Raw genomic sequence first — 22,484 nt, 5'->3', positions numbered from 1 at the left:
ATGCCAGCAGGTGTGCCGGCCATCCTGGAGATGGCCATGATTCAGAAGTCGTACAAGAGCGGATCGTCGCACGTCCGGGCCCTCGGTGGCGTCTCCCTGCGGGTCACGGCGGGCGAGCTGGTCGCGGTCATGGGGCCGAGCGGCTGCGGCAAGTCCACCCTGCTGGCGATCGCGGGCGGCCTGCTGCCACCGGACCGCGGCGAGGTCAGGGTGACCGGTGCGCCGCTGAGCGAGCTGCGCGGCGGGGCGCTGCACAGCCTGCGGCGCAAGGCCATCGGATACGTGTTCCAGGACTACAACCTGATGCGCACCCTCACCGCGGCGGAGAACGTGGCACTGCCCGACGAGCTGTCGGGGGTGCGCCGGTCGGAGGCGAAGCGGCGCGCGCTCGCCGCACTCGACGCGGTCGGCATGGCGCGCGAGTCCGACCGGTTCCCCGACCAGCTCTCCGGTGGCCAGCAGCAGCGGGTCGCGCTCGCTCGCGCGATCACCGGCGACCGCAGCCTGATCCTGGCCGACGAGCCCACCGGCGCGCTGGACTCCGCCACCGCCAAGTCGGTGCTGGACGTGCTCCGCCGCCTGGTCGACCGGGGCGCCGGCTGTGTGATGGTCACCCACGACGCCGCCGTCGCGGCCCGCGCCGACCGGGTGGTGACCATGCGCGACGGCACGATCGACGTGTCGGCCGGGGAGGCCCAGTGAGAGGGCTGCGCGTCTTCCGCCTCGCCCTGCGGATCGCCGGCCGGTCCCTGCGCAGGACGCCACGCCGCACCGTGCTGCTAACCGCCTTCATCGCGGTGCCGCTCGCCCTCGCCACGCTGGTGAGCACGCTGACGTCGACCGCCGTGCCGAGCGGGGACGAGTTCGCCACCCGCGGCCTGGGCGTCGCCGTGCTCCGTGCCGAGCTGCCCGGCGGGCTGGCGGGGCAGGCACTGCCGCCGGCCGAGGCGCTGCGCCGAGGCGCCGAGACGATCCGGGGCCTGGTCCCGGGCGTGCGCGACGTCGAGCCCGTCGTCAGCCAGGACTCCCGCCTCGTCAAGGGTGAGCGGGAGGTGGCCGGGTCCAGCTTCGGCCTGGACGGCACCAGCCCCGTGCATGAGGGGCGGTTCACGATCGAGAGCGGATCGCTGGCGAAGACCGACGGGGAGGCCGCGCTGTCCGCCGCCGTCGCCCGCCGGCTCTCCGCCGGGATCGGCAGCACGGTCACGGTCGACGGCCGGGAGCTCACGGTGACCGGCATCGTGCTCGACCGGGCCGACACCACCCGGGCCTTCGCCCTCCTGACCGTGCCGACGGCGATCGCGATCGCGGCCCAGCCCGGCGCCGGCGGCGACCCGCGACAGGCCACGATCGCGTGGCACCTGACGGGCGTGGACGCCCGCGCCGCACGGCAGGCCCTGCAGGGCGCGGGCTGGCGCACCCTGACCCGCGACGACTTCGCCGGCAAGGGCAGCGACCAGATCGGCGAGCTGCCGACGCTGACCCTGGGCCTGACGCTGCTGACACTGGCGCTGGCGACGCTGCTCGTCGGCGCCGGGTTCGCCGTCGCGGCGAGCTCGAGCCGCCGCGAGATCGGCCTGCTCGCCGTGTCCGGCGCCAGCCCGGCGCAGCGGCGGCTGGTCCTGACCTGCAACGGGTTCGTCCTCGGCGTGGTCGCGACCGCGCTGGGCATGGGCGCTGGCGTCGGCGCGGCGGCGCTGGCCTATCCGCGCGTCGGCAGAAGCCTCGACCAGGTGTGGACGCAGCTGCGCTTCGACGGCACGATGCTCACCCTCTTCGTGCTGCTCGGCCTGGCCGGCCCGGTGCTCGCCGCATGGCTCGCCGGGCGGCAGACCGCCACCATGGACCCCTGGACGGCGCTGCACGAGCGCCCGTCGGCCACCGGGCTGCGCGCGGTGCGGCGGACCCGCCGCTGGACCTCGATCGCGTGGTGCGCCGCGCTGGTGCTGCTCGGCCTGGCCACCCTGTCCGCCAGCCTGGCCCTGACCGCGCTCGCGGCGTTCGTGACCGTCGTCGCCGCGGCGGCGCTGATCCGGGTGGCGGTGCCGCGACTGGCCCGCTGGGCGGCGGTTGCCCGGCCCGGCATGCGGGTCGCCCTGCGCTCGCACGCGGCCGCACCCGGCCGCGGCGCGGCACTCATCGCCGCGATCGGCGCGGTCGTCACCGTCGCCGGGCTGGTGATGCTCGGCGCCGGCGGGCTGACGGAGCGCTCCGCCGCCGGCTACCGTCCCGCCGCGCCCGACGGTGCCACGGTCGTCGACACGCACGACACCCTGCCGCGCACCACCGTGACCGACATGGCCCGCCGCCTCGGCGCGACCGGCGTCGCCAGGATCAACCTGGCCATGCCGGCCGACGGGAACGGGACCGACACCTATCTGCTGGCCGTCGACAGCCCGGCGGTGGCCTGCTACCGCGACCCGCGGCAGGACCCGCGGGCCTGCATCCAGCGGGCGGGGTTCCCCGACACCAACTTCTGGTACCTGGGCATCGTCGAGCCGGACCAGATGGCCGTCGTGCTCGGCCGGCCGCTGACGGACGCCGAGTCGGCCGCCTACCGGCAGGGCAGCGTCCTCGCGCTGTCCGGGCAGGTCGTCGACGGCGGCACGGTCCGCACCTGGGACCGCGACCCGCGGGCCGGGGACGGCCGGCAGCCCGGCTCGCTCGCCGCCGTCGTCGCCGCCGACGCGAAGGTGTACTCCGAGGTGCCCTACGCCTACATCTCGCCGGAGGGTGCCCGGGCCGCGGGGTTCAAGCAGCACCCGCAGGTGCAGTACCTGATGCGTGGCGTGGGCCGCCCGTCCGAGGCCGCCGAGGACGCCGCCAGGGGGCTGCTCAGCGCCGACAGCGGCGGTTACGGCCGCCTGTACGTGGAGCGCGGCAACCCCGGCACCCGGCAGCTCGGGACGGTCCTCATGACCTGCGCGACCATCCTCCTGGGCCTGGCCGCCGTGGTCTCCGTGCTCGCCGTCGGGCTGGCCGGAGGGGAGCTGGCCCCGGAGTTCGCGACGCTCGCCGCGGTGGGCGCGACCGCCCGCTTCCGCCGCGCGCTGACCGCGGCGTATTCGGCGGTCACCGCGAGCCTGGGTGTCGTGCTCGGCGTGCTCGCGCTGGTGGCGATCAGTCCGGCGCAGACCCGGGCGATGGGCGTGCCGACGAGCCCGCTCGCCTGGCTCCTGCTGCTCGGCACGGGTGGTGTGGCGGTGCTGATCGCCGCCGTCGGCGGCTGGGTGACCAGCCCCCGACCGGTGAGCCTCGTGCGCCGGATCGACTGAGCTCGCAAATTCGCACCACTTTGTAAATGCATAGACGACCTTGCTTGGAGGTTGGGCACTGGTCACGATGGCGCCGATTCGCAGATTTCGTCAACGGGGGAACGATATCAATTGCAATAAGGCTTCCATTCTTGTATAAGACGAATGGTGTTTCCGGTCCACCGCCGAGCGGGCTGTAGTGCCGAGGCGACGGCGGTCGTGGAAGGATGCGCGACCCGCGCGCCGTCGCCCGGGCACGGCCCGGACGTCGATAGTGTGTCCCGTGGACGACCTGGCAGGAAGGGGCGCGGGCATGGGGCACGTGAAGATGGGCGCGGTGGTGTCGCTGGACGGGTTCATCGCCCGCGACGACGACACCGTCGGGCCGCTGTTCGACTGGTTCGGCAACGGCGACGCCGAGTGGCGGTGGTCGCCGCGGCAGGACGAGCCGTGCCGCACCACCCAGGCGTCGAAGTACTTCGTCCAGTCCGTGTACCCGAACATCGGCGCCGTCGTGATCGGGCGGCGCCTGTTCGACCTGACCGACGGATGGGGTGGCGTCCCGCCCGCCGGCGAGCACGTCTTCGTCGTCACCCACACCCCGCCCGCCGACTGGAAGCACGCGGGCACGGCGCCGTTCACGTTCGTGACCGGCGGCGTCGCGGCCGCGATCGAGCAGGCGCAGGAGCTGGCCGGCCCCGGCCGCATCGTCGACGTCGCGGCCGGCCAGATCGGCGGCCAGGCGCTGCGCCTCGGCCTCATCGACCAGATCGTGCTGCACGTGGTGCCGGTCGTGTTCGGCTCGGGCCGCCCGTTCTTCGGCGCCGTCGGCACCAGCGAGCCCATCACCCTGGGCAACCCGTCCCGCATCGTGCAGGGCGACCGCGTCACGCACCTGCTGTACGACGTCGCTTGACAGCGGGCCTCGGGTGGGGGACTGTGGCAGCCGACCACGCAGACCGCGTGGACATTGGTGCACGAGGGACTGAAGCCTGTGATCCGGGTAGGCCGAGCGGCCGCCTGAGCGTCGATGTGACGACGCGTGCGTTGGGCGGCCCCAGGTGTTGTTCGCCCACCGTTGGTCTTCTCACGTCTTGAGGTATCACCTTGTCCTTGGATGCCCGCATCCAGCAGTCCGTCGTCGTCAACCTCTCCAACCGCCCCGCCCCCGTGCGGGTCGGGCCGTTCGTGCTCGGGCTCGACCCGGCGACGGCGAGCCCCAGCATCAACTACGCCACCCCTCACCCCGACGCTCCGATCACCGCCGGCGACGTCGCCGACCTGGTCGCGGCGTTCCGGGCCGCCGACCGCACGCCCCGGCTGGAGTACGTCACCGGCTGCGCCCCGTCGCTGGAAGGGCTGCTGCTCGCCGCCGGTTTCGTGATCGAGGCGCGGCACACGTACCTGTGCTGCCGCCCGTCGACGCTGCGCACACCGGCCGTGCCCAGCCCGTACCAGCTGCGCACACCGGACACCGACGAGCTGCTCGCGGCGCTGATCCGCGCGCAGAACGCCGCGTTCGGCGCCGAGCCCGTCGCGTCCCCGGAGGATGTGGCACGGATCCGCCGCCTGCAGGAGGCCGGTGGCATCGCCGTCATGGCGGTCACCGCCGATGAGTGCGCGGGCGGCGGCCAGGCGGTCCCACCCGCCGGTGGGGTGAGCGAGGTCGCCGGGATCGCCGTCGGTACGCCGCACCGCCGCCGCGGCCTCGCCGGTGCCATCACCGCCGAGGTGACGGCCCGCCTCTTCGCCGCCGGCGTGGACCTCGCCTGGCTGGAGGCCTCCGGCGAGGACTCCTGGCGTGTCTACACCCGCGTCGGCTTCGAGCGAGCCGGCGAGCGGCTGTACATGACGATGTCCTGACCATCACCCCGCGGCGGTCCTGGCGGATGCCCGGGCCGCCGCCGGTCAGGAGTTGGTGGCGAAGCGCTCGGGCCGGATCAGCACGGCGACACGGCCGTCCTCGACCATGGCGCGGTCGTACTCCTCGAGGTCGGGGTGGACGCCACCGGCGGCGTGGTAGACGTCGCGCAGCAGCAGCCGGAGCGGCTCGGCGCCAGCCTCAGGCCCGACGACCTCGGCCGGCCCGGCCACCGAGATCCACTCCCAGCCGGCGCGGAAGACGAGCGTGGCCCGCGGGTGACCGGCCAGGTTACGAAGCTTGGCCGTGTCACCGCGGGAGACCAGCGCGACGACCGGCTCGCCGGTGGTCGGGTGCGGCAGGATCCCGGCGTTGACGACCGACGTCGACGGCTCGCCGTCCGGCCTGATCGTCACCAGCACGGCCAGCCAGTGCTCCCGCCCGGCCAGCTCCGCCACCCGCCGCAGCCCCGCCTCGATCGTCGTCATGCCGCCACCCTACCCACCCCGCCGACGCTCAGACCTCGGCGTCGTTGGTGGATCGCCTCGACGACCTTCACGGAAGGTGGCACGGCGGCCGCGCTGTCGCCGTCGTCTTGGACGCTCCGTTCCATCGGCTGGCTCGGCCCGGAGCTCGGGATCCAGGGTGGTGATTCCCGGCGCCTGGACGGTGCGGCCAGGGCGCGGCTGCAAGCTGCCTCCTGGTATCTGGGCAGCATGACTCTCGGGTGGCACAGGTGCGACTTCTGCCCTGACCACGCGAGGTTCAAGGGCAATGGCGAGCACCGCTACTACACGGCCACATAACGCCCTGAACGGCTACTCGGAACCGGAGAGAGACGTGAGCATCGAAGACCCCCGTTTCCGACCCGGTAGCCGCCCTCAGAGTCCCGAGCCCAGCCGCCGGAGGCATCATGCCGGTGCCGAAGAGCCGGAGACGCGCGAGTACATCGGCTGGATCGACCTCGGAGACGGCAATCGGATCCCGCTGAGCGTCTTCGCCGGAGATGTCGACGAGGCATACGAGCGCGTGGTCGAGCAGTACGGAGATGGGCACGAGCTGTCCATCTGGAACGAGGAAGAAGCGAACACCTGGCGGTAGGCAGGGGTAGCCCTACGCCGCGGGCGTGGTGGTGCAGGCCCAGTCCTGCTGGCCCGGAGGTGAGTAGGCGGAGACGCCCGAAGCGTTGGACGAGCGGACCTTGAAGCACATGTACGTGCCGGGGGCCAAGCCGTCCCAGGTCAGCGACGTCGAGTTGGCGCCGGTGGTGCGGGACCTGGAGCCGTCGATGACGGTAAAGCCGGTCTCGTCGGTGGAGTTGTCCGTCCACTGTAGACGAATGGCGGTGGGGCTGACGGGCGTGGCGGTCAGGTTGGACGGGGCGGCAGGGCCTGTGCCGGCGAGGCTGGTGGTGCAGACCCAGTCCTGCTGGGCGGTGGGGTGGTAGGCCGAGGCGCCGGTGGCGTTGAAGGCGCGCACCTTGAAGCACATGTACGTGTCCGGGGCCAGGCCGTCCCAGTCGAGGGTGGTGGCGTTGGCGGCGGTGTCGCGGGACGTGGCGCCGTTGAGGACGCTGAAGCCGGTCTCGTTGCTGGAGGTGTCGGTCCAGCGGAGGCGGATCGTGGTGGCGCTGATCGGGGTCGCCGTCAGTTTCGACGGCACTGACGGTACACCTGCCGCATCGACACGCGTGGAGCCTGACGGGACCGCGGTCGCCGCCGGGCTGGTGCCGCGCGAGGCGGCGGGGGACGCGACCGGCGAGCCGGGGATTGCGGTGAGACCGGCGGCGCCGGCAGGCGGCTCGGTTGTGCTGACACCCGCCGCCTGGGAAGGCGTCTGAGCGTCGCGGTTCCATAACAGGGCAACGGCCGCGACGAGCGCGATGACCCCTGCGGCGGCGGTGAGCGCGAGCACCCGCCGGCGGCGCGGCGCCACAGTCAAGCGCTCGGTGGGTGCGGCGGTCAGCGCCTCCTGCGCGGCGGCGGCGAAGGCGGCGCCCGAGGGCCACCGGTCCGCGGGGTTCTTGGCCATCGCCCGTGCGACCACTGAGCGGACCGCGGGCGGCACATCAGGCGGCAGCGGTGGTGGCTCGTCGTGGGCGTGGCGGAGCGCGATCTGCAGCATGCTCTCGCCGGTGAACGGCAGGTCGCCCGCGAGGCAGCGGTACGCGACGACACCCAACGAGTAGATGTCCGACTGGGCGGTCGCGGGCTCGCCGGCCGCGCGCTCCGGCGCGATGTACGACGCGGTGCCCAGCAGCAGCCCCATCGACGTCTCGTGGGTGCTGGTGGCGGAGCGGGCGATGCCGAAGTCGGTGAGCACGGTGCTGCCGTCGGGGCGGATCAGCAGGTTCGCGGGCTTCACGTCGCGGTGCGTCACGCCCTTCTCGTGGGCCGCGTGCAGTGCGAGCGCGGCCTCGGCGACCAGCCGCATCGTGGTCTCGGCGGACAGGCGCGGCGAGCGGTCCAGGGTGCGGGCAAGGGATTCGCCGTCGATGTACTTCATCACCAGGTACACGCCGGCGGTGGGGTCGTCGCCGAAGTCGTACACGTCGACGACGCCGGGGTGGCTGATCGTGGCCATGGTGCGCGCCTCGGCCCGGAACCGGTCGACGAACGACGGGTCGCCGGCGGGTGCGCGCAGCAGCTTGACCGCGACCGTGCGCCCGAGCACGCGGTCGTGCCCCTGCCACACGTCGCCCATGCCGCCGGAGGCGATGTGCTGCCCGATCTCGTACCGCCCCGCCAGGACCGTGCCCGAACGTGTCATGCGTCGCACCACCCCTCCGTACCAGGCGATCGTAGTGGCTGTGTGCGTTGACACATTGCCATGGATCTTTCCGGGCGTGGGCCCGCGGCGCATGATCAGCGCATGGCGTTACAGGCCCGGGCGAGGCGAATCGCCGCTGCGTTGGTCATCCTTCCCCTGCTGCTCGGCTGCGGCTGCTGCGAGGGCGCCGGTGTCGCCGCCGACTCGGTATTCGGTGGGAGCCGGAAGCCGTTCACCGACCAGGACGTGATCGGCGACTGGTCCAGCGACTGCGACGGCACGGTCAGCATCCGCGCCGACGGCACCGCCACCGTCAAGCAGCTGCCGTACCGTGAGGACTCCGACGGCGTCGAGACCAAGGCCGACGGCGAGTACACCTGGAAGATCGTCGCCGCGACCAAGGACCACGACCAGGAGGTGGAGTTCGCGAACAAGGGCGGCGTGGAGTTCAGCGCCCACGCGGAGCGGACCTGGGGCGACTTCGAGCACCTTGAGTACTACAAGACCCGGCCGAGCGACCCGGTCTACTGCGTGCTGAGCAAGCAGTAGCGTCAGGCGGGCTGGTCGCCGGGCACGTCGGTGATGAAGCCGACCTGCGGCGGCGCCTGGTCGCGGCACACGGCGGGCGAGACCGGCTCGGACGCCGTGCCGCCCGCCAGGCCGACGCGGAACGTGCCGGGAGCCCCGGTGCAGGACGTCGCGGTGTACGTGACGTGGGTGCTGTCGCGGTCCCAGGCGGGTGCGGTCGCGGTGCGGTCGCTCACCTGGTGCTTGCCCGCGCCGTCGACCCGCATCACCCAGAGGGTGTTGTTGTGCACGTACGCGATGCGCTTGCCGTCGGGGGAGAGCCGCGGCTCGGCGTTGACCTCGTCCTCGGTGAGGCGCACCTCGTGGCCGCCGGTGCTGGCGTAGACCACGCCGGCGTGGGCGTAGACCTCGGTGCCGGCGGAAGCCGCGTGCGCGGGGGAGGCCGCGAGGAGGCTGCCCAGCCCGGCCGCGGCGGCGAGTCCGACGAGCGTGATCGTGGTGCGGTTCATCCGTGGCCCCCTGTGGTGCGTCGCTTCCCTGTGACGCAGTGACCATCGGCGCAACCGTGCCGCACCTGAACGGTTCCCGCTCGAAACCCGTGTGGCGATCAGGGCGTCACATGGAACATCTCCAGCGCCAGGCGGTTCGAGCCGGAGCCGCGGGTCGTGGCGACCCAGTCGTCGCCGAGGCCGGCGAGCCAGCTGCCGAACCGGCCGCGGTCCTCGCCGGAGCGCACCGCGTACACCCGCACGAACGGCCTGTCGCCGGTCGCGCCCTGCACGGCGACGAGGCCCGCGGTGAGCGCGCAGTCCCAGCTCGCCGACAGGCCCGACAGGCCGCTGTCCGGCGCCTTCCACCGCACCGCACCGGTCTGGAAGTCCAGCAGCCGGAAGCCGCCCTCGTCGGCGGTGTCTCGCACCAGCAGCGTCGTGCCGTCGCTCTCCAGCGGCACGCCCCGCTCCTCGGAGCGCCAGACGGTGCGGCCGGTCGCCAGGTCGTGCACCTGGACCGCGTCGTCGGCGGTGGCGGCGGCGATCCTCGTGCCGGCGCCGATGAGGACCGGCCCGGCGTGGCGGTCGCCGAACGCCCGCTGGCACTCGCCGCTGCGTTCGCGGCCGCTGAAGACGGCGCCGGATCTCGTCTTCTCGCCGGTGTCGCCACTGTACGAGCTGACGGCCACCGTGCAGTCCGGGTCGCCGGCGGGCGGGTCGTGGTCCGTCGTGACGATCTGGTCTCCCACGGCGAGTGCGAACCAGCCACGCTCACGGGGTACCGACGCCGCCGACGCCACACCGGTCGCCGGGTCGACCAGGGTCAAGCCGCCCTTGGGCGCCCCGGTCAGCAGCAGCCGCGGACCGGCGTGCGGCGCGAACGGCCCCCGCCGCCCGATCGTGTCGGTGCCGACGTTGCCGGTCGCCTTGGGCAGCCGCCACAGCTCCCGCCCGTCGCGCAGGTCGAGTGCCACCAGCGTGCACACGGCCCCGCCGGCCGGGCAGTCTCCACTGTAGACAGCATCGGCGTAGACGACGGGCCGCCACAGCGACGGCGGCGTGCCCCAGACGGGGGTCCCGCTCGCGGCGTCGAGCACGATCACGCGATGGGTCAGCGCCGCCGGGTCCGCCTCCTGGAGGACGACCCGGTCACCCGCGACGACGGCGACATGGGCGGACTTGTCACGCCGCCACACCTCCCGGCCGGTGTCCTTGTCCAGCCCGAGCAGCGTCTGGTCGCCGATGACGACCGCGACGTCCCCGACGACCGCCACGTCCTGCGCCCCGGTCTCGACCTGCACCGTCCACAGCGGCCGCGGACCGGGGTCGGGCGTCTCGCCGCGGCCGCAGGCGGCCGCCGCCAGGACGATGCCGATCGTGCCCGCGACAGCCCACCGCATGCACATCACCGTAGCGGCTGGCGCGAGTTTGATACGACATGGCAGTCACGCTTCGCGCCGGTGACCGGGGGGACGACATGGTGTTTGGCGTCGGCGCCTGCAAGCGGGGCATCACCGGCACCGCACACCGGCAGGAGCTGGACGTAGGGCGGGACATCTGCACCGGCATGGCAGCCCCGGGACCGGTCCGGTCCTACTTCCCGGTGAGCGGATCAGCTGGTGGAGCGGTAGACGTCCTCGAACTCGTCGACGACCACGTTGCCTCGGTGCGGTTCCAGCACCCGGCGTAGCACCTCGACGCGCTCCGTGGCGCGGTCCGACCGGGCGACCCGCGCCAGCCGGAGCGCCCGGGTAGCGGCACTGGCCGCCTGATCGACCTCGTGCGCCTGGACGAACGCCTCCGCCAGCCACGTCAGGTACAGCGTGGTCTCCCGGGCGATGTCGGCGCCGTAGCCGGCGGTAGCCCGCTCCAGGATCGGCACGGCCCGCAGCGGGCGCCGTAGCTCCGTCCAGCACCGGCCCGCCATGATCTCGACCTCCTCGGCGCTCAGCCAGTAGACCCAGACCGGGTCGCCGTCAGGCCGCTGGTGCTCAAGCTCGCGCTCGACGGCGGCGAGGGTCCGGTCGCATGCGTGGGCGTCCCCGGCACGGGCGTGCGCCCAGGCGACCCGCTCCAGCAGTAGCGCCCGGGTGGTCGCACTGGTGTGGTGCTTGGCGTCGCAGGACGCGGACCGGGCCAGGACCACCGCGTCGCGTGGGTCGCCGACGTTCGCCATCTGATAGCTGAGGCTGCTCAGGTTGTTGGCGGCTCCGGCCCGGTCGCCACCGGCGTGCGCCGCCCGCAGCCCGTTCAGGTACAGCCGTTCGGCGTCGCTGTGCCGCCCGGCGTCCGAGGCGACCCACCCCGCGACCTGGCACAGTTCACCCAGAGCAATGAGGAGACGGCGGCCCACGTCCTCGGCATACGATCCGGACTGCAGCAGGTCGGCGGTGGCCGTCACCTCGCCGGTGACCAACGCGAAGGTCTCCTCGCCGCCGACGTGGTCGTCGAGGAGCCGCAGCTGGTGCACGCGCTGCTCGACGTGCTCGACTGTCGGCGCGCCGATGCGGCGCCCTGCCCGGACCTCGTAGACCTGCGGCGGTTCGGCGATCAGCCACTCGTGGGCCATGCGGAGGGCGTTGTCGGGGGTTGGCGTCTGCTCGACCAGCGCCAGCGCAAGTGCCTCGGCGTCCTCATGCCGCCAGCTGTCGTCGCCGATCCGCCACCTCGCGGCGGGCCGCCGCCCAGCCGCGGCAACGAGGGCTCCACCGGCGTCGAGCGCGACGTCTACGGCTTCGGCGATCGCGGTGGTAGGTGGCCGGGTGCCCGCCTCGATACGGCTCAGGTGTCCCGGGTCGACGTGGGCTTCGCGGGCAAGCGCGCGCAGGCTCAGACCGGCGGCCTTCCGCCGTGCTCGCATCGCCTCGCCGAACGCCACCGCACCTCCCTCGGGGTGTTGCCAGCTGTTGCCAGCGCACTTGGCATCAGGTCACAGCTGTCACACCGTGTGTCACATCAACGACGCTACATGCGGCGGAGGGCAAGGCAAACCCGGCTCCGCCCAATTGTGGGGTGCGTCGGTCGCCGGGCGAAGCTACGGGCCGTGGCCGGTGCACCCATCCACGACCAGCGGTGGGAGGGACGATGGCAGACGAACATCACCCGGAGTGGTGCACGCGCACCGCGTGCACGGCCTACGGCGTCGACCAGGACGGCTATCACCGCTCCGAGCCGCATATCATCGCCACCATCGACCCCACGATCAGCGTCGTGATCCACAAAGGCGCTGACCCGGACGGGACCGGCGAGTACGTCGAGCTGGCGGAGGTCACGTTGACCCCCGATGAGCCATGGCACCTCTCGGAGCCGGTCCTGGGGCGTGAGTTCCTCTTCTCGCGCGCCGCGGTGGATGCCGTCCGGCATGCCCTGGCCGAGCTGGCCTGAAGGGGAATCGTGCGACTCGACGAGGCCGTCGCGCAGCGGCGGCACCACCGGCGGGAGCCGGACATGATCCGGTGTTCGGTTTGCCACGAGCACCATCCCTGTGCCGAGTGGCGCCGGGCGCGCGCCGTCGTGTTGGTGTTGATCCGCCGAGCGTTCGCGGCGGCGCGGGCCGGTGAGCGGCTGTGACGGGGCGCATCGGCCGGCCGTGCCGTCGTGGGCCTGCGGCACGTGTCAGGCGCCGTGGCCGTGCGAGCCGCGCCGATCCCGATTCGCCGACGACCCCGTTGGCCGCCGCCAGGAGTTACGTCGGGCCCGATGGCAGGTACCGGCGGACCTCCGTCGCCACGATGGCGGTGCCGGTGGGGGAGTCGGGTGCGCCGTAGCGGCGCAGGGCGGCGGCGTCGAGCAGGGCGGTGCGGCCGGAGACGCGCACGAGGTCGGTGAGCGCCACCGTGACGGGCGCGTCCGACACCACGAGCTGCCCGTCCGGCGGGAGGTCGGCGTCGGCGACGAGGAAGGCGGCGGGGCCGAACACGCGGGTGACGACCGCGGTCAGGTCCACCTGGACGCCGGGTGGGAGGCGGCGGGTGACCGCCGAGGGCCGCGCGTCGGGTGTCGGCGCGGGGTCGGGGTCGCCGCCGGTGCACGCGCCGGTCGCCAGGCCGAGCATGACCGCCACCGCCAGCCGCGCAGCGACGCTCATCGAAACCTCCCGTCGCGTCCAGTGTGCGCGTTCCTCAGCGGGTCGGCCAGGGGACGCGAGGCCAGCCTGCGCGAGGTCAGCGGGCGCGAGGCCAGCCTGCGCGGGGTCAGCGGGCGCGAGGTCGGCCTGCGCGAGGTCCGCGGACGCGAGGTCGGCGGACGCGGGGTCAGCGGACGCCGGACAGCAGGCGGCGGATCGTGGGGATGAGGGCGGCGAGGATGGCGCCGAAGAACAGGGCGGTGACGCCGAGCGCACCGAAGTACCGGGTCTCGTGCGCCTCGTCGTAGTAGCGGGCGAGCACCCCGGACATGGCGGTGCCGAGCGCCACGGACAGGAAGAACAGCGCGACGGTCTGCGTGCGGAACGCCGCCGGCGCGACCTTCGTCGCCAGCGACAGCCCGACCGGCGACAGCAGCAGCTCCGCGATCGTGAACACCAGCAGGATCCCGGCGAGGGCCAGCAGCGGCGCGCTGTTGGGCCCGCCGCCGGCGAGCGGCAGGAACAGCAGGAACGCCACCCCCATCACGGCGGTGCCGGCGGCGAACTTGGCCGGGGTCGACGGCTGCCGGTCACCCAGCCGCGTCCAGAGAGCGGCGAACGCGCCCGACAAGACGATGATGAACACCGGGTTGATCGCCTGGACCCACGGGACGGGCATCTCCCAGCCGAGGATCGTGCGGTCCAGCCGCCGGTCGGAGTAGATCGTCACGACGGTGAACTGCTGCTGGTAGAGCGACCAGAACACCGCGCTCGCCAGGAACATCGGGAGGAACCCGAGCATGCGGCGGCGCTCGACGGCCGTGACGGCGCGGCTGGTGAGGATGACGACGAAGTAGGCGGCCGCGGCGACGGCACTGACGACCACGACGGCCGTCGCGAGCCGGTCCGCCGGCAGCAGCCCGCTGACCACGGCGACCCCGATCACGACCACCCCCGCGACGGCGACCACGGCGACGAGCCACCGTCGCGAGGCGGGCAGCGGGTTGGGCACCTCGCGGGCGGTGCCCTTCAGGTCGCGTCGTCCCAAGGCGTACTGGATGAGCCCCGCCGCCATGCCCGCGGCCGCGAGCCCGAAGCCGTAGTGGAAGCCCGCGGTCTCCTGCAGCAGCCCGGTCAGCAGCGGCCCGGCCAGGGCGCCGAGGTTGACGCCCAGGTAGAACAGCGAGAAGCCGGCGTCCCGGCGCGGATCGTCCTCGGTATACAGCGACCCGACCAGCGACGTCGCGTTGGCCTTCACCCCGCCCGAGCCGACCGCGATCAGGACCAGGCCCACGCTCACCCCGGCCAGCCCCGGAACGAGGGCGAGGGCGAGGTGGCCGGCCATGACGAGCACGGCGCTGCCGAACAGGACCCGTTCGCGCCCGAACAGCCGGTCCGCCGCCCACCCGCCGAGGATCGTGGAGAGGTAGACGGCGCCGCCGTACGCGCCCACGATGCTGGTGGCGGTCGCCCGGTCGATGCCCAGCCCGCCGTCGGCCGCCGAGTAGTACAGGTAGATGAGCAGGATGCCCTGCATGCCGTAGAACGAGAACCGTTCCCACAGCTCGACCCCGAACAGGTTCGCGAGCACCCGCGGCTGCCCGAAGAACGTGCGCTCCCTGGCCTCCACCACCGTCATACCACTGACGCCTACCCGCACCCACCCCGTCCAACCACCCCTGGCGAGGGAGTATCGACGGTTGTGAAAGCTAGTCGCGCAGCGGCGGGGACTCCAGGAGGGTGAGGACGGCCGTGCCGATGTCGGCTGGAGTCGCGTCGCCGCCGATGGTGAGGTCGTACGTCCAGCCGTCGCGGGGCGCGTCGTCCGGGCGCGGCTCCCATCCGCCTCTGCCGAGGTCGGGCAGCCAACGGTGGAGGTACACCGCATCGGCGGTGACGTGGACGCTGACGTGCCGGGCCGCCCGCTGCCACGAGCGCCAGGAACGGTAGCGGCGTGGGGAGCTGGCCAGGTGCGGTGCCGTCGCCTCCCGCATCGACGGCCACGACGTCGGCCACGGGACCTCGCGGGATCTGGCGAGGGCGACCCCAATGGCGTCGCCGAGCGCCTCGGGGGTGACGTCCGGGTACCCGTCGAGCACGTCGACGTGGTGCTCCGAGATGCCGGCACGACCCGACGAGTGCATAGTCTGCAGCAACAGCCTGCCGTCGATCTCGTACACGGCCGCCCGGCCCCGTGGCACCGTCGCGCCCGGCACGCTCAGAGCCCGAACGGTGCGGCGTAGGCGATCGTGCCGGCGGGCACGGTGCCACCGTCGTGCAGGGCCAGGACCATCAGTGCCTCGTCGGGCACGTCGAACGGCGCCCGGATGCCGAACTGCGAGGCCCGGCCGAAGCCGAATCGCGGGTAGTAGCCGGCGTGCCCGAGGACGACCACGGTCTGCTCGCCCATGGTGCGCGCCGCGTCGAGCGCCGCCCGGATCGCCGCCGAACCGGCCCCGCGCCGCTGCGCCCGTGGGAGCACCGAGCACGGCGCGAGGGCGAGCGCCGGCTCCCCGCCGATGTGGCACCGGGTCAGCAGCGCATAGCCGACCGCCTCGCCGTCCTCGCCGGCCGCGACGACCGACAGCCCGTCGATCCAGGCCGGGTCCTCCCGCAGCGCGTCGACGAGGTCGGCCTCCTCCGCCGTCGGGAACGCGGCCAGGTTGATCTCCCGCACGACCGGCACATCGACCGCGGTCTCGGCCCTGGTCGCCCACCTCGTCACGCCCGCCATCCTATCGTCGCACGGCGGATACTCAGGCGCCGTTGAGTACCGCGACGGATGGCATCGGCCGTTCGATTCGCGAAGCTGGACGGCATGCAGCGGCGGCACGCACTCGTGGTCGGGCAGCTCACCGGGGTCTGGCTGCTGGGCTCGGCCGGCCTGCCCAGCGCGGTCGGGGTCGTGCTCGTCGCCGCGTTCGCCCGCAGCACGGCCGGCCTCGTCGTCGGCGGCGCCGTGGTCGCAGGCACCTTTCTGCTCGTGCTGTGGCTGATCGTGAAGGCGACCGCCCCGGCGTCGGTGCTCGGGGGGACGACCGGGCGGCAGGTGTGGTGGGTGCTGCTCGTGCTGGGGTTCGGCGTGGCGCTGTGGGGGTTCGGGTGGGCGCTGACCGACGAGGCCGGGCTCGGTGTGAGCCGCAACGGCGCACTCACCCTGCTGTGCAGCGGCATCCCGTTCGCCCTTGTCGCCGGTGTACTGCTGCGCGGCTGGCCGATCCGGCTGACCGCGGCCGGCACCCTGGTGGCGCTCGTCGCGGCCGGACTCGTTGCCCTGGCCCGGTCCGCACCGGCCCTTCCACCCGTCGCTGCGCTGCCTGACGATCCGCCGTACGTCGTCAGCATCCCCGGCTACCGCCCCACCGACCCCTCGTTCGGCGGGGTCGTCGGCACCCGGACGTTCACGCCCACCGACCCCGCGGCGATCCCGCAGCTGCGCTGGATCACCGTCGTCGCCTACGCCCGGCAGTACGCCGTGACCGACCCCGGCCCGTGCGGCGAGACCGCGTACGACTCGAGCCTCCGGATCGCCGAGTGCACCGCCGAGCCGGACGGCTGGGTCTACCGCCGCGGCGTCGTGGAGCACGGCTACCAGATCACCTCCGGTCAGACGCTCGTCGTGGTGGCCGGCCCGCACGTCGTGGACCGCCAGGTGCTGCGCGCCGCCGCCGCGACGGTCCACCCGGCGTCCCCGGCGGAGCTGACCGCGCTGAGCTTCGAGGAGCAGCAGGGCATCTTCTTCGCGTCGTCGCCGGGCTACATCCTCCGCAAGCAGGGCATCCCGCCCGGCGTCCGGCTCGAACCATCCGACCCCGCCGCCTCGCCGCAGAGCGTCGTGATCGACGTCTTCTCCGACCTGTCGGAAGACACCTGCGGCGCGGCCACCTGCACCAGCGAGCCCGGCGGCCTGCTGTACCGCCGCACCGAGGACACACACGGCTACGTGATCGCGCGCGGCCACGCCAACGTCTACGCCATGGGCGGCCTTAGGGTCGACAAGGCGCTGCTGCGCCAGGCCGCCCTCGACGCCCGCCCCGCGACCGAGGATGAGCTCCGCCGCTCCTTGCCCCCGCCGCCCCCACTTTCCAAGAACGCCATGTCCCGCCTCCGCGACTGGCTCCGGGGCTGACCCCCGTCACCGGGACGCCGATCGGCATGGGTACGCCGGTCGGTGGGAGCGGAGCAGCCGACCCGCGCCGGGGAGCCGGCCGGGGAGGCGTGCGAGCGCTCATAAGGCGGTGAGGCAGAAGACAAGGGCGTATACGAAGACGCACGTGAGGACGAACTCCCCGACGGCGGTGCCGATGTCGACGATCGTCCGGTGCCCGGAATGAACCCGCCGGAGCGCCCTCACGCAGAGGAACGCTCTATACGGCGTCGCAAGGGCGATCATGACGATCATGAATTGCTGCATCACGTCGATGGTGACCGCTCCTTGATCGTTCGGCCGGCATCCTGCCGTCCAGGGTGACCAGGTGCGAGTGCAGGGCGCGTGCAACCCGTCGGCAGCGCTCTGCCGGTACGTCTGGAACCAGCGCCGCACGGAAGGATCAGGCGCCCGCCGCCGCTGGTCAGTGCGCGCGAAACAGACTTCCGGCGCTGGGGAGCTGGTCGGTCAGGCCGTGGCAGCGCAGGGCGTGCCACAGGGTGGCGGCGTTGATGGCGACGACCGGCTTGCCCTCAACGCCGCCCCAGAACGTCTCGGCGGACATGCCCATGACCATGCGGTCGGGTTCGGCGGTGAGGACGTCGCGGACGGCGGTGTCGATGGAGGCGCGGATCTGGCCCAGCAGCGCCTCGAAGCCGGCGTCGTCGTTCATCGCGGGGTTCGGGATGTGCATGGAGCCGGCGCGGTACGCGACGCCCGGCACCCGGGCGCTCCAGTAGTCGTGCTCGACGACGGTGTTGGTGCTGGGGACGATGACACCGAAGACGGCGCGCGGCCCGACGGCTTCCCGCACAGTGCTGCCCCCGGGTTCGTCGAGCCGGTCCGCTCCCGCAGCATCGGCCACTGGAGCGACCCCACGTATCAGTGACGCGGCGGTACCGCGCCGCCCCGGCAGCGTCAGTATATGTTGACGACCGGAGGAGCGTCAGCTTATGCTGACGGTATGACCGCGATTGACGAGCTCGGTCGCGCCGCGCACGACAGCGACCACGACGTCGCGCTGCGGGCCGTCGCCCGCCTGCGCCGCCTGGCCGAGCAGCTGGAGGCCGAGAGGGTCGCCGCCGCCCGCCGGGACGGCTGGTCGTGGCAGGACATCGCGCTGCGGCTCGGCGTCACCAAACAGACCGTGCACCGCAAGCACCGCACCGCCGGGGATGACTGATGCGCCGCGATCCTCGCCGCCGCAGCCGCCACCCACACCCGTCGAGCGCGACCGCCGGTCGCCAGCACCGCCGTCGCGAGGAGGACTGATGTTCCGCGGTACTCACCCCGACCTGTGCCGGACGGAGGGCCGCGCCGTGCTGCGGGCCCGCGAGCTCGGCCACCCCCGGACCGGCAGCGAACACCTGCTGCTCGCGCTCACCACCGGCGCGGACGAGGTCGCCGCGGTGCTCGCCCGCCACGGCGCGACCGAGCCCGCGATCCTCGACGCCGTGTGCCGGGCCGCGCCGCTGGGCGCCGGCGTCGCCGACGACCGCCAGGTCCTCGCATCGCTCGGGCTCGACGTCGACCGGCTCCTGGACGGTGTCGACCCGGCCGCCCTTGACCGGGTGACCTGGCGGGAGCCGCTGCTGCCGCTCGGCGCCGCGAAGGCGCGGCGGTGGTCCGCGCAGCGGCGGCCGCCGGTAGGCCTCGACGCGCAGGCGGCCTTCGAGGCGTCGCTCTGGCTCGCCCTTGCCCGCCGAGAGCGGGAGCACCGCACGGAGCATCTCGCGCTCGCGCTCGCCGCGCTCGACCCCGGCGCCGCCTGGACGCTCACCACCGCGGGCGTGGACGTCGCGCGGCTCCTCACCGACCTCGGCCGGACCTTCCCGCCACCGCGGCGCAACCTGATCCTCCGCGCGGACCGCCGCCTGTGGCATCGTTCGCGCCGCAATAACATCGTCACCCGGTACCAGCGAACCACCGGCCGCACAGCCACCTCACCCGACACCCTCCCCACGGTCATTGCCGGCTAACGATGTAACGGACCGTTTCGTTGTTGTGCCTTACAGGGTGAGAGCGCGGGATCAGACCCGGGCGCGACGACGGAGACAGCGTTCGTCGCTTCGGGCCCGCACCGAGGCGATGCCGTCGATGCCGCGTACGACTGGGGCGTCACGTGGGTGACCGCCCGCTGCGCGACGACAGCGCCCAGCCGCCGCCGACGCCGCCTACGACTAGGGCATCAAGTGGGTGACCGTCCCGGCACGGTCCGCTCCGCGACTGCAGCACCCGCCGAAGCCGTCCATGGCTGGGGCGTCAAGTGGGTGACGCCCCGGTCCGCGACGGCAGCGCCCAGCCGCCGCCGCAGGCGCCGCGAACTCCCGGGCAACGCCGCGAGCCGCATGACCTCGGCCTCGGTGAGCTCGGGCCGCCCCGCCAGGGTCACGCCGCCGCATACGGCCGGACCACCGTCGCCTCGAGCAACGTCGCGACATGGTGCAGGACACGCAGCAGCACGCCGCGGTCGGCATTGGGATGACCGGCGACGAGGCGCAGCACGGCGTTGAAGTCCCACTCGCCGTAGTCACCGTCCAGCAGGCGCACCAGCGTGCCAGTTGCGGCCTCCGGCCGCCGCGCCACCGCCATCCGGACGAACGAGTACGCGCTGCCCGTGAGCGCGTCGAGCCCGGCCCGGTCAAGCCGGGGGTCCTCCGCCGCCCGGAGGTAGTCCGCCGGCGACCGCGCCGGCGGGAATCAGCGACTCCAGCTCCACCTGGCCATCCTTCCATCGCGCCGGCGAAGAACGAGCGCGGCGGCGGCGTCCGCGGGCAACAGTCGTGGCAGCCGCCCGGGGATCAGCCGGGCGCTGCCGATCCCGCAGCCGTACGCGGTGGGAGTCGTCACGACTCGGGTCCGGGTAGCGCGCGGCGCAGGCGGCCGGCGGGGGTGAGGTCGCGGCTGTCGGCGTACGCGTTGTTGACGGCCGGCGCCTCCCACAGCGCGCCCGTGGCGGGAGGCGTCACGAGGTGGGTTCGGGCAGCGCGCGGCGCGCGGTGTCGGTGGGGGGTGAGGTGAGGTGTTTCCGTCCGAGCCGCAGCGCCAGTCCCGGGCGTTGTTGACGGGCGCCTCCCGCAGCGCGTACGTGGCGGGCGCCGTCACGACGAGGGCTCGGGTAACGCGCGGCGCAGGGCGTCGGCAGGGGTGAGGTCGCGGCCTTCGGCGTACGCGTTGTCGGGTCCGGGGGCGGTGAGGTGTTTCTCCGAGCCGCAGCGCCAGTCCCGGGCGTTGTTGACGGGCGCCTCCCGCAGCGCGAACGTGGCCGGCGCCGTCATGACGAGGGCTCGGGTAACGCGCGGCGCAGGGCGTCGGCGGGGGTGAGGTCGCGGCCTTCGGCGTACGCGGTGTCGAAGGCCGGGCGCCCCAGCGTGGTCGCGAGGGCGTGGTGCAGGTCCTCGTCGGCCGGCTTCGACGGGCGCAGGTGCGGGCCGGACGATTCGCGCTGGCGCTGCGCGGTGCCGAGCAGCACGGCCGCGGCCCGGGGCCGGTCCTGCGCGGCGGCGAGCGCGGCGAGCGCTTCGAGGGACTGCACGAGCACCACCGACTGGCCGGCGACCAGGACCGCCTCGGCGCAGCCGCGCAGCAGCTCACCGGCGCGGGGCAGGTCGCCGGTGAGCCTGGCGTGCTCGCCGAGCACGAACAGCGCCCGCCCCGCGCAGCGGCGGTCGCCGAGCCTGCGCAGCGCCGGCAGCACGTCCCGCATGAGCTCGGCGGCGCGAGCAGACGAGCCCCGGACGAAGGCCCACTGGGCGAGCCCGACGTCGGCGTGGACGATGTCGGCCTCGCTGTCGGCGGCCTCGGCCATCGCTCGGCTCTGCGTCAGCCAGGCATGGATGTCGTCGTCTGCGACGCCGGCCGCCATGGCCCGCTGCGCCATCATGAACAGGGTGTTGGCCGCGTACACGTGGTCGCCGGCGCGGCGGAACAGGGTGACGCTGTCCCGCCCCCACTGCAGCGCCTCGCTCAGCGCCCGCGAACCCAGCACGAGACCCTGCATCGTCAGCGCCCGGTCCCACTCCCGGTCCTCCGGGAACCCTTCGAGGGCGTCGCGCAGCGCGGGCCGGCTCAGCTCCGGCCGGATCCACGTCGAGCACATGCCGACCGCGCGGGCGGCGACCGCCCGCGTCAGGGGGTCGTGGCCGGCCGCGAGCCGCTGCGCCCGCTCGGCGAGGTCGAAGGCGGTGCCGGCGTCGCTGGGGTGCAGCACGGCGCTGGCCGCGGCGAGCCCGGCGACCGCCGCCGGAGTCGCGGACGGCTCGCCGGCGGCCAGGGTCCGCTGGATCCACTCCTGCGCCTCGCGACGCTGCCCAGCCAGGTCCCAGAACCGTTCCAGGGCCGCGATCCAGCGCCAGGCCGACTCGGTGTCGCCGGTGTCCACACTGTACGAGAAGGCGGCGCGCACGTTCGGCTGCTCCGTCGAGACGCGCAGGAACCAGGCCCGCTGCTCGGCGTGCTTGAGCCCTTCGGCGGCGCGTTCGCCGAAGGCGAGGAAGTGCGCGGCGTGGCGCCGGCGCGCGTCGGGTTCGGCGTCGCCGGCGCAGAGCCGCTCCGCGGCGTAGGACCGGATCGTCTCCAGCAGCCGGTACCGGCGGAAGTCCCCGCCGGCAGTCGACACGAGCGACTTGTCGACGAGGGCCGGCAGCACCCGGACGGCCGCCCGCGCGTCGCCGTGCACCGCCTGGACGGCGTCGAAGTCGAAGTCGGCGGGGAACACGCCGAGCCGGTCGAACAGGGCACGCTCGTCGGCGTCGAGCAGCTCGTAGCTCCAGTCGATGGCGCTGCGCAGGGTCCGGTGCCGGGGGCCGGCGGTGCGGGAGCCCGCGGACAGCAGGTCGAAGCGCTGGTCGAGGTGCTCGACGAGCTCGGCGGGCCCGAACGTGCGCAGCCGCGACGCGGCCAGCTCGATCGCGAGGGGCAGGCCGTCGACCCGCCGGCAGAGGGCGGCCACGGCGGGCGCGACACCGTCGGTCAGGGCGAACCCCGGCACGGCGGTCGCGGCCCGGTCCACGAACAGCCGCACCGCCGCGCTGCCGGCGATGTCCGCCGGGTTCAGGGTGGCCGGCACGTCGAGCGGGTCCACCTGGTACGTGACCTCGCCGGGCACGCCCAGGGGCTCACGGCTGGTGGCGAGGATCCGCAGCGGCCCACCGGCGCGCAGCAGCGTGGCGACGACGTCGGCGGCGGCCGCCACGACGTGCTCGCAGTTGTCGACGAGCAGCAGGCCCGACATGCCGGCGGCGGCGTCGCCGAGGATATCGGTCAGGGACCAGCCCGGCTCCGGCACGACACCCAACGCCCGCGCGACGACGTCACCGACGAGATCCGGGGTGACCGGTGCCAGGTCCGCGAGCCACACGGTGCCGCC

26 protein-coding genes are annotated in these 22,484 nt (G+C 73.6%); 11 read left to right on the top strand and 15 right to left on the bottom strand.

From position 1 onward, the window contains the following. The first annotated feature begins 36 nt into the window (after positions 1-36). The 4 genes from ACFY3L_RS40260 to ACFY3L_RS40245 all read left to right on the top strand — a co-directional run bounded on the left by ACFY3L_RS40260 (position 37) and on the right by ACFY3L_RS40245 (position 5,117). Positions 37-702 carry an ABC transporter ATP-binding protein gene (locus tag ACFY3L_RS40260; protein WP_389336948.1) on the top strand — a complete coding sequence of 222 codons (666 nt, stop codon included), beginning with the start codon at positions 37-39 and terminating at the stop codon, positions 700-702. Further along, a complete protein-coding gene (locus tag ACFY3L_RS40255) occupies positions 699-3,275 on the top strand; it encodes an FtsX-like permease family protein (protein ID WP_389336945.1) in 2,577 nt (858 codons plus the stop codon). Before ACFY3L_RS40260 ends, ACFY3L_RS40255 begins: the two co-directional genes overlap by 4 nt. Positions 3,276-3,537: 262 nt before the next feature. Further along, positions 3,538-4,170, top strand: coding sequence for a dihydrofolate reductase family protein (locus tag ACFY3L_RS40250; protein ID WP_389336942.1), 633 nt, complete (start codon positions 3,538-3,540; stop codon positions 4,168-4,170). 197 nt (positions 4,171-4,367) lie between these two features. Next, positions 4,368-5,117: a GNAT family N-acetyltransferase gene (locus ACFY3L_RS40245; RefSeq protein ID WP_389336939.1), complete on the top strand. Its 750-nt coding sequence runs from the start codon at positions 4,368-4,370 to the stop codon at positions 5,115-5,117. Between the two features lie 45 nt (positions 5,118-5,162). Here ACFY3L_RS40245 and ACFY3L_RS40240 read toward each other — a convergent pair whose 3' ends face one another. Next, a complete protein-coding gene (locus tag ACFY3L_RS40240) occupies positions 5,163-5,603 on the bottom strand; it encodes a TIGR03618 family F420-dependent PPOX class oxidoreductase (protein ID WP_389336936.1) in 441 nt (146 codons plus the stop codon). Between the two features lie 352 nt (positions 5,604-5,955). On the opposite strand from ACFY3L_RS40240, the gene ACFY3L_RS40235 reads away from it, so the two are divergent. Beyond that, positions 5,956-6,216, top strand: coding sequence for a hypothetical protein (locus ACFY3L_RS40235; RefSeq protein WP_389336934.1), 261 nt, complete (start codon positions 5,956-5,958; stop codon positions 6,214-6,216). A 12-nt stretch (positions 6,217-6,228) separates the two neighbouring features. On the opposite strand, the gene ACFY3L_RS40230 is transcribed toward ACFY3L_RS40235, so the two are convergent. Next, the gene (locus ACFY3L_RS40230; RefSeq protein ID WP_389336932.1) at positions 6,229-7,884 is read right to left on the bottom strand and encodes a protein kinase; all 1,656 of its coding nucleotides are present in this window, start codon (positions 7,882-7,884) and stop codon (positions 6,229-6,231) included. A gap of 102 nt (positions 7,885-7,986) precedes the next feature. Here ACFY3L_RS40230 and ACFY3L_RS40225 point away from each other — a divergent pair, with 102 nt between their 5' ends. Next, positions 7,987-8,433, top strand: coding sequence for a hypothetical protein (locus ACFY3L_RS40225; RefSeq protein ID WP_389336930.1), 447 nt, complete (start codon positions 7,987-7,989; stop codon positions 8,431-8,433). Between the two features lie 2 nt (positions 8,434-8,435). On the opposite strand, the gene ACFY3L_RS40220 is transcribed toward ACFY3L_RS40225, so the two are convergent. The 3 genes from ACFY3L_RS40220 to ACFY3L_RS40210 form a co-directional block, all read right to left on the bottom strand. After that, positions 8,436-8,921 (bottom strand): TolB family protein, encoded by a 486-nt coding sequence (locus ACFY3L_RS40220; RefSeq protein ID WP_389336928.1) that lies wholly within the window; start codon positions 8,919-8,921, stop codon positions 8,436-8,438. 98 nt (positions 8,922-9,019) lie between these two features. After that, entirely contained in the window at positions 9,020-10,303 is a 1,284-nt protein-coding gene (locus ACFY3L_RS40215; protein WP_389336926.1) for a PQQ-binding-like beta-propeller repeat protein, read from the bottom strand. A 212-nt stretch (positions 10,304-10,515) separates the two neighbouring features. Further along, positions 10,516-11,781 (bottom strand): helix-turn-helix domain-containing protein, encoded by a 1,266-nt coding sequence (locus ACFY3L_RS40210; protein WP_389336924.1) that lies wholly within the window; start codon positions 11,779-11,781, stop codon positions 10,516-10,518. A 206-nt stretch (positions 11,782-11,987) separates the two neighbouring features. Here ACFY3L_RS40210 and ACFY3L_RS40205 point away from each other — a divergent pair, with 206 nt between their 5' ends. Further along, complete coding sequence (locus ACFY3L_RS40205) at positions 11,988-12,287, top strand: hypothetical protein (RefSeq protein WP_389336921.1); 300 nt, start codon at positions 11,988-11,990, stop codon at positions 12,285-12,287. A 9-nt stretch (positions 12,288-12,296) separates the two neighbouring features. Then, positions 12,297-12,473, top strand: a complete 177-nt coding sequence (locus ACFY3L_RS40200; protein ID WP_389336919.1) for a hypothetical protein — start codon at positions 12,297-12,299, stop codon at positions 12,471-12,473. A 115-nt stretch (positions 12,474-12,588) separates the two neighbouring features. Here ACFY3L_RS40200 and ACFY3L_RS40195 read toward each other — a convergent pair whose 3' ends face one another. The 4 genes from ACFY3L_RS40195 to ACFY3L_RS40180 all read right to left on the bottom strand — a co-directional run bounded on the left by ACFY3L_RS40195 (position 12,589) and on the right by ACFY3L_RS40180 (position 15,694). Further along, complete coding sequence (locus tag ACFY3L_RS40195) at positions 12,589-12,990, bottom strand: hypothetical protein (protein ID WP_389336916.1); 402 nt, start codon at positions 12,988-12,990, stop codon at positions 12,589-12,591. A gap of 166 nt (positions 12,991-13,156) precedes the next feature. Next, positions 13,157-14,608: a peptide MFS transporter gene (locus ACFY3L_RS40190; RefSeq protein ID WP_389336913.1), complete on the bottom strand. Its 1,452-nt coding sequence runs from the start codon at positions 14,606-14,608 to the stop codon at positions 13,157-13,159. 70 nt (positions 14,609-14,678) lie between these two features. Then, positions 14,679-15,185 carry a hypothetical protein gene (locus tag ACFY3L_RS40185; protein WP_389336910.1) on the bottom strand — a complete coding sequence of 169 codons (507 nt, stop codon included), beginning with the start codon at positions 15,183-15,185 and terminating at the stop codon, positions 14,679-14,681. Between the two features lie 2 nt (positions 15,186-15,187). Then, complete coding sequence (locus ACFY3L_RS40180) at positions 15,188-15,694, bottom strand: GNAT family N-acetyltransferase (RefSeq protein ID WP_389336907.1); 507 nt, start codon at positions 15,692-15,694, stop codon at positions 15,188-15,190. 93 nt (positions 15,695-15,787) lie between these two features. On the opposite strand from ACFY3L_RS40180, the gene ACFY3L_RS40175 reads away from it, so the two are divergent. Continuing rightward, complete coding sequence (locus tag ACFY3L_RS40175) at positions 15,788-17,098, top strand: hypothetical protein (RefSeq protein WP_389336904.1); 1,311 nt, start codon at positions 15,788-15,790, stop codon at positions 17,096-17,098. Positions 17,099-17,197: 99 nt separating this feature from the next. Here the strand turns inward: ACFY3L_RS40175 and ACFY3L_RS40170 are convergent, their stop codons facing one another. Next, a complete protein-coding gene (locus ACFY3L_RS40170) occupies positions 17,198-17,371 on the bottom strand; it encodes a hypothetical protein (protein WP_389336902.1) in 174 nt (57 codons plus the stop codon). Between the two features lie 169 nt (positions 17,372-17,540). Next, positions 17,541-17,981: a hypothetical protein gene (locus ACFY3L_RS40165; RefSeq protein ID WP_389336899.1), complete on the bottom strand. Its 441-nt coding sequence runs from the start codon at positions 17,979-17,981 to the stop codon at positions 17,541-17,543. Positions 17,982-18,080: 99 nt separating this feature from the next. Here ACFY3L_RS40165 and ACFY3L_RS40160 point away from each other — a divergent pair, with 99 nt between their 5' ends. Together ACFY3L_RS40160 and ACFY3L_RS40155 are read left to right on the top strand one after the other, a co-directional pair. Then, positions 18,081-18,299 carry a helix-turn-helix domain-containing protein gene (locus ACFY3L_RS40160; RefSeq protein WP_389336896.1) on the top strand — a complete coding sequence of 73 codons (219 nt, stop codon included), beginning with the start codon at positions 18,081-18,083 and terminating at the stop codon, positions 18,297-18,299. 88 nt (positions 18,300-18,387) lie between these two features. Beyond that, positions 18,388-19,095, top strand: coding sequence for a Clp protease N-terminal domain-containing protein (locus ACFY3L_RS40155; RefSeq protein WP_389336894.1), 708 nt, complete (start codon positions 18,388-18,390; stop codon positions 19,093-19,095). 409 nt (positions 19,096-19,504) lie between these two features. Here ACFY3L_RS40155 and ACFY3L_RS40150 read toward each other — a convergent pair whose 3' ends face one another. The 4 genes from ACFY3L_RS40150 to ACFY3L_RS40135 all read right to left on the bottom strand — a co-directional run. Continuing rightward, positions 19,505-19,708, bottom strand: coding sequence for a hypothetical protein (locus tag ACFY3L_RS40150; protein ID WP_389336892.1), 204 nt, complete (start codon positions 19,706-19,708; stop codon positions 19,505-19,507). 254 nt (positions 19,709-19,962) lie between these two features. After that, positions 19,963-20,085 (bottom strand): hypothetical protein, encoded by a 123-nt coding sequence (locus ACFY3L_RS40145; protein WP_389336890.1) that lies wholly within the window; start codon positions 20,083-20,085, stop codon positions 19,963-19,965. Between the two features lie 132 nt (positions 20,086-20,217). Continuing rightward, complete coding sequence (locus ACFY3L_RS40140; RefSeq protein ID WP_389336888.1) at positions 20,218-20,394, bottom strand: hypothetical protein; 177 nt, start codon at positions 20,392-20,394, stop codon at positions 20,218-20,220. Then, a partial coding sequence (locus tag ACFY3L_RS40135) for an ATP-binding protein (RefSeq protein ID WP_389336885.1) occupies positions 20,391-22,484 on the bottom strand: 2,094 nt, incomplete at its 5' end. The genes ACFY3L_RS40135 and ACFY3L_RS40140, both read right to left, overlap by 4 nt.

The organism is Dactylosporangium sp. NPDC000521 (genome assembly GCF_042898305.1).
Taxonomy (GTDB): domain Bacteria; phylum Actinomycetota; class Actinomycetes; order Mycobacteriales; family Micromonosporaceae; genus Dactylosporangium.
This window is presented reverse-complemented; position numbering and strand designations above follow the sequence as displayed.

Excerpts from the sequence above, each read along its gene's own strand:
- ACFY3L_RS40140 (WP_389336888.1), bottom strand. The coding sequence starts at position 20,394 with ATGACGGCGCCGGCCACGTTCGCGCTGCGGGAGGCGCCCGTCAACAAC.
- ACFY3L_RS40150 (WP_389336892.1), bottom strand. The coding sequence starts at position 19,708 with ATGGCGGTGGCGCGGCGGCCGGAGGCCGCAACTGGCACGCTGGTGCGC.
- ACFY3L_RS40240 (WP_389336936.1), bottom strand. The coding sequence starts at position 5,603 with ATGACGACGATCGAGGCGGGGCTGCGGCGGGTGGCGGAGCTGGCCGGG.
- ACFY3L_RS40190 (WP_389336913.1), bottom strand. The coding sequence starts at position 14,608 with ATGACGGTGGTGGAGGCCAGGGAGCGCACGTTCTTCGGGCAGCCGCGG.
- ACFY3L_RS40170 (WP_389336902.1), bottom strand. The coding sequence starts at position 17,371 with ATGATCGTCATGATCGCCCTTGCGACGCCGTATAGAGCGTTCCTCTGC.
- ACFY3L_RS40230 (WP_389336932.1), bottom strand. The coding sequence starts at position 7,884 with ATGACACGTTCGGGCACGGTCCTGGCGGGGCGGTACGAGATCGGGCAG.
- ACFY3L_RS40225 (WP_389336930.1), top strand. The coding sequence starts at position 7,987 with ATGGCGTTACAGGCCCGGGCGAGGCGAATCGCCGCTGCGTTGGTCATC.
- ACFY3L_RS40220 (WP_389336928.1), bottom strand. The coding sequence starts at position 8,921 with ATGAACCGCACCACGATCACGCTCGTCGGACTCGCCGCCGCGGCCGGG.
- ACFY3L_RS40260 (WP_389336948.1), top strand. The coding sequence starts at position 37 with ATGATTCAGAAGTCGTACAAGAGCGGATCGTCGCACGTCCGGGCCCTC.
- ACFY3L_RS40195 (WP_389336916.1), bottom strand. The coding sequence starts at position 12,990 with ATGAGCGTCGCTGCGCGGCTGGCGGTGGCGGTCATGCTCGGCCTGGCG.
- ACFY3L_RS40155 (WP_389336894.1), top strand. The coding sequence starts at position 18,388 with ATGTTCCGCGGTACTCACCCCGACCTGTGCCGGACGGAGGGCCGCGCC.
- ACFY3L_RS40160 (WP_389336896.1), top strand. The coding sequence starts at position 18,081 with ATGACCGCGATTGACGAGCTCGGTCGCGCCGCGCACGACAGCGACCAC.
- ACFY3L_RS40175 (WP_389336904.1), top strand. The coding sequence starts at position 15,788 with ATGCAGCGGCGGCACGCACTCGTGGTCGGGCAGCTCACCGGGGTCTGG.
- ACFY3L_RS40205 (WP_389336921.1), top strand. The coding sequence starts at position 11,988 with ATGGCAGACGAACATCACCCGGAGTGGTGCACGCGCACCGCGTGCACG.
- ACFY3L_RS40215 (WP_389336926.1), bottom strand. The coding sequence starts at position 10,303 with ATGCGGTGGGCTGTCGCGGGCACGATCGGCATCGTCCTGGCGGCGGCC.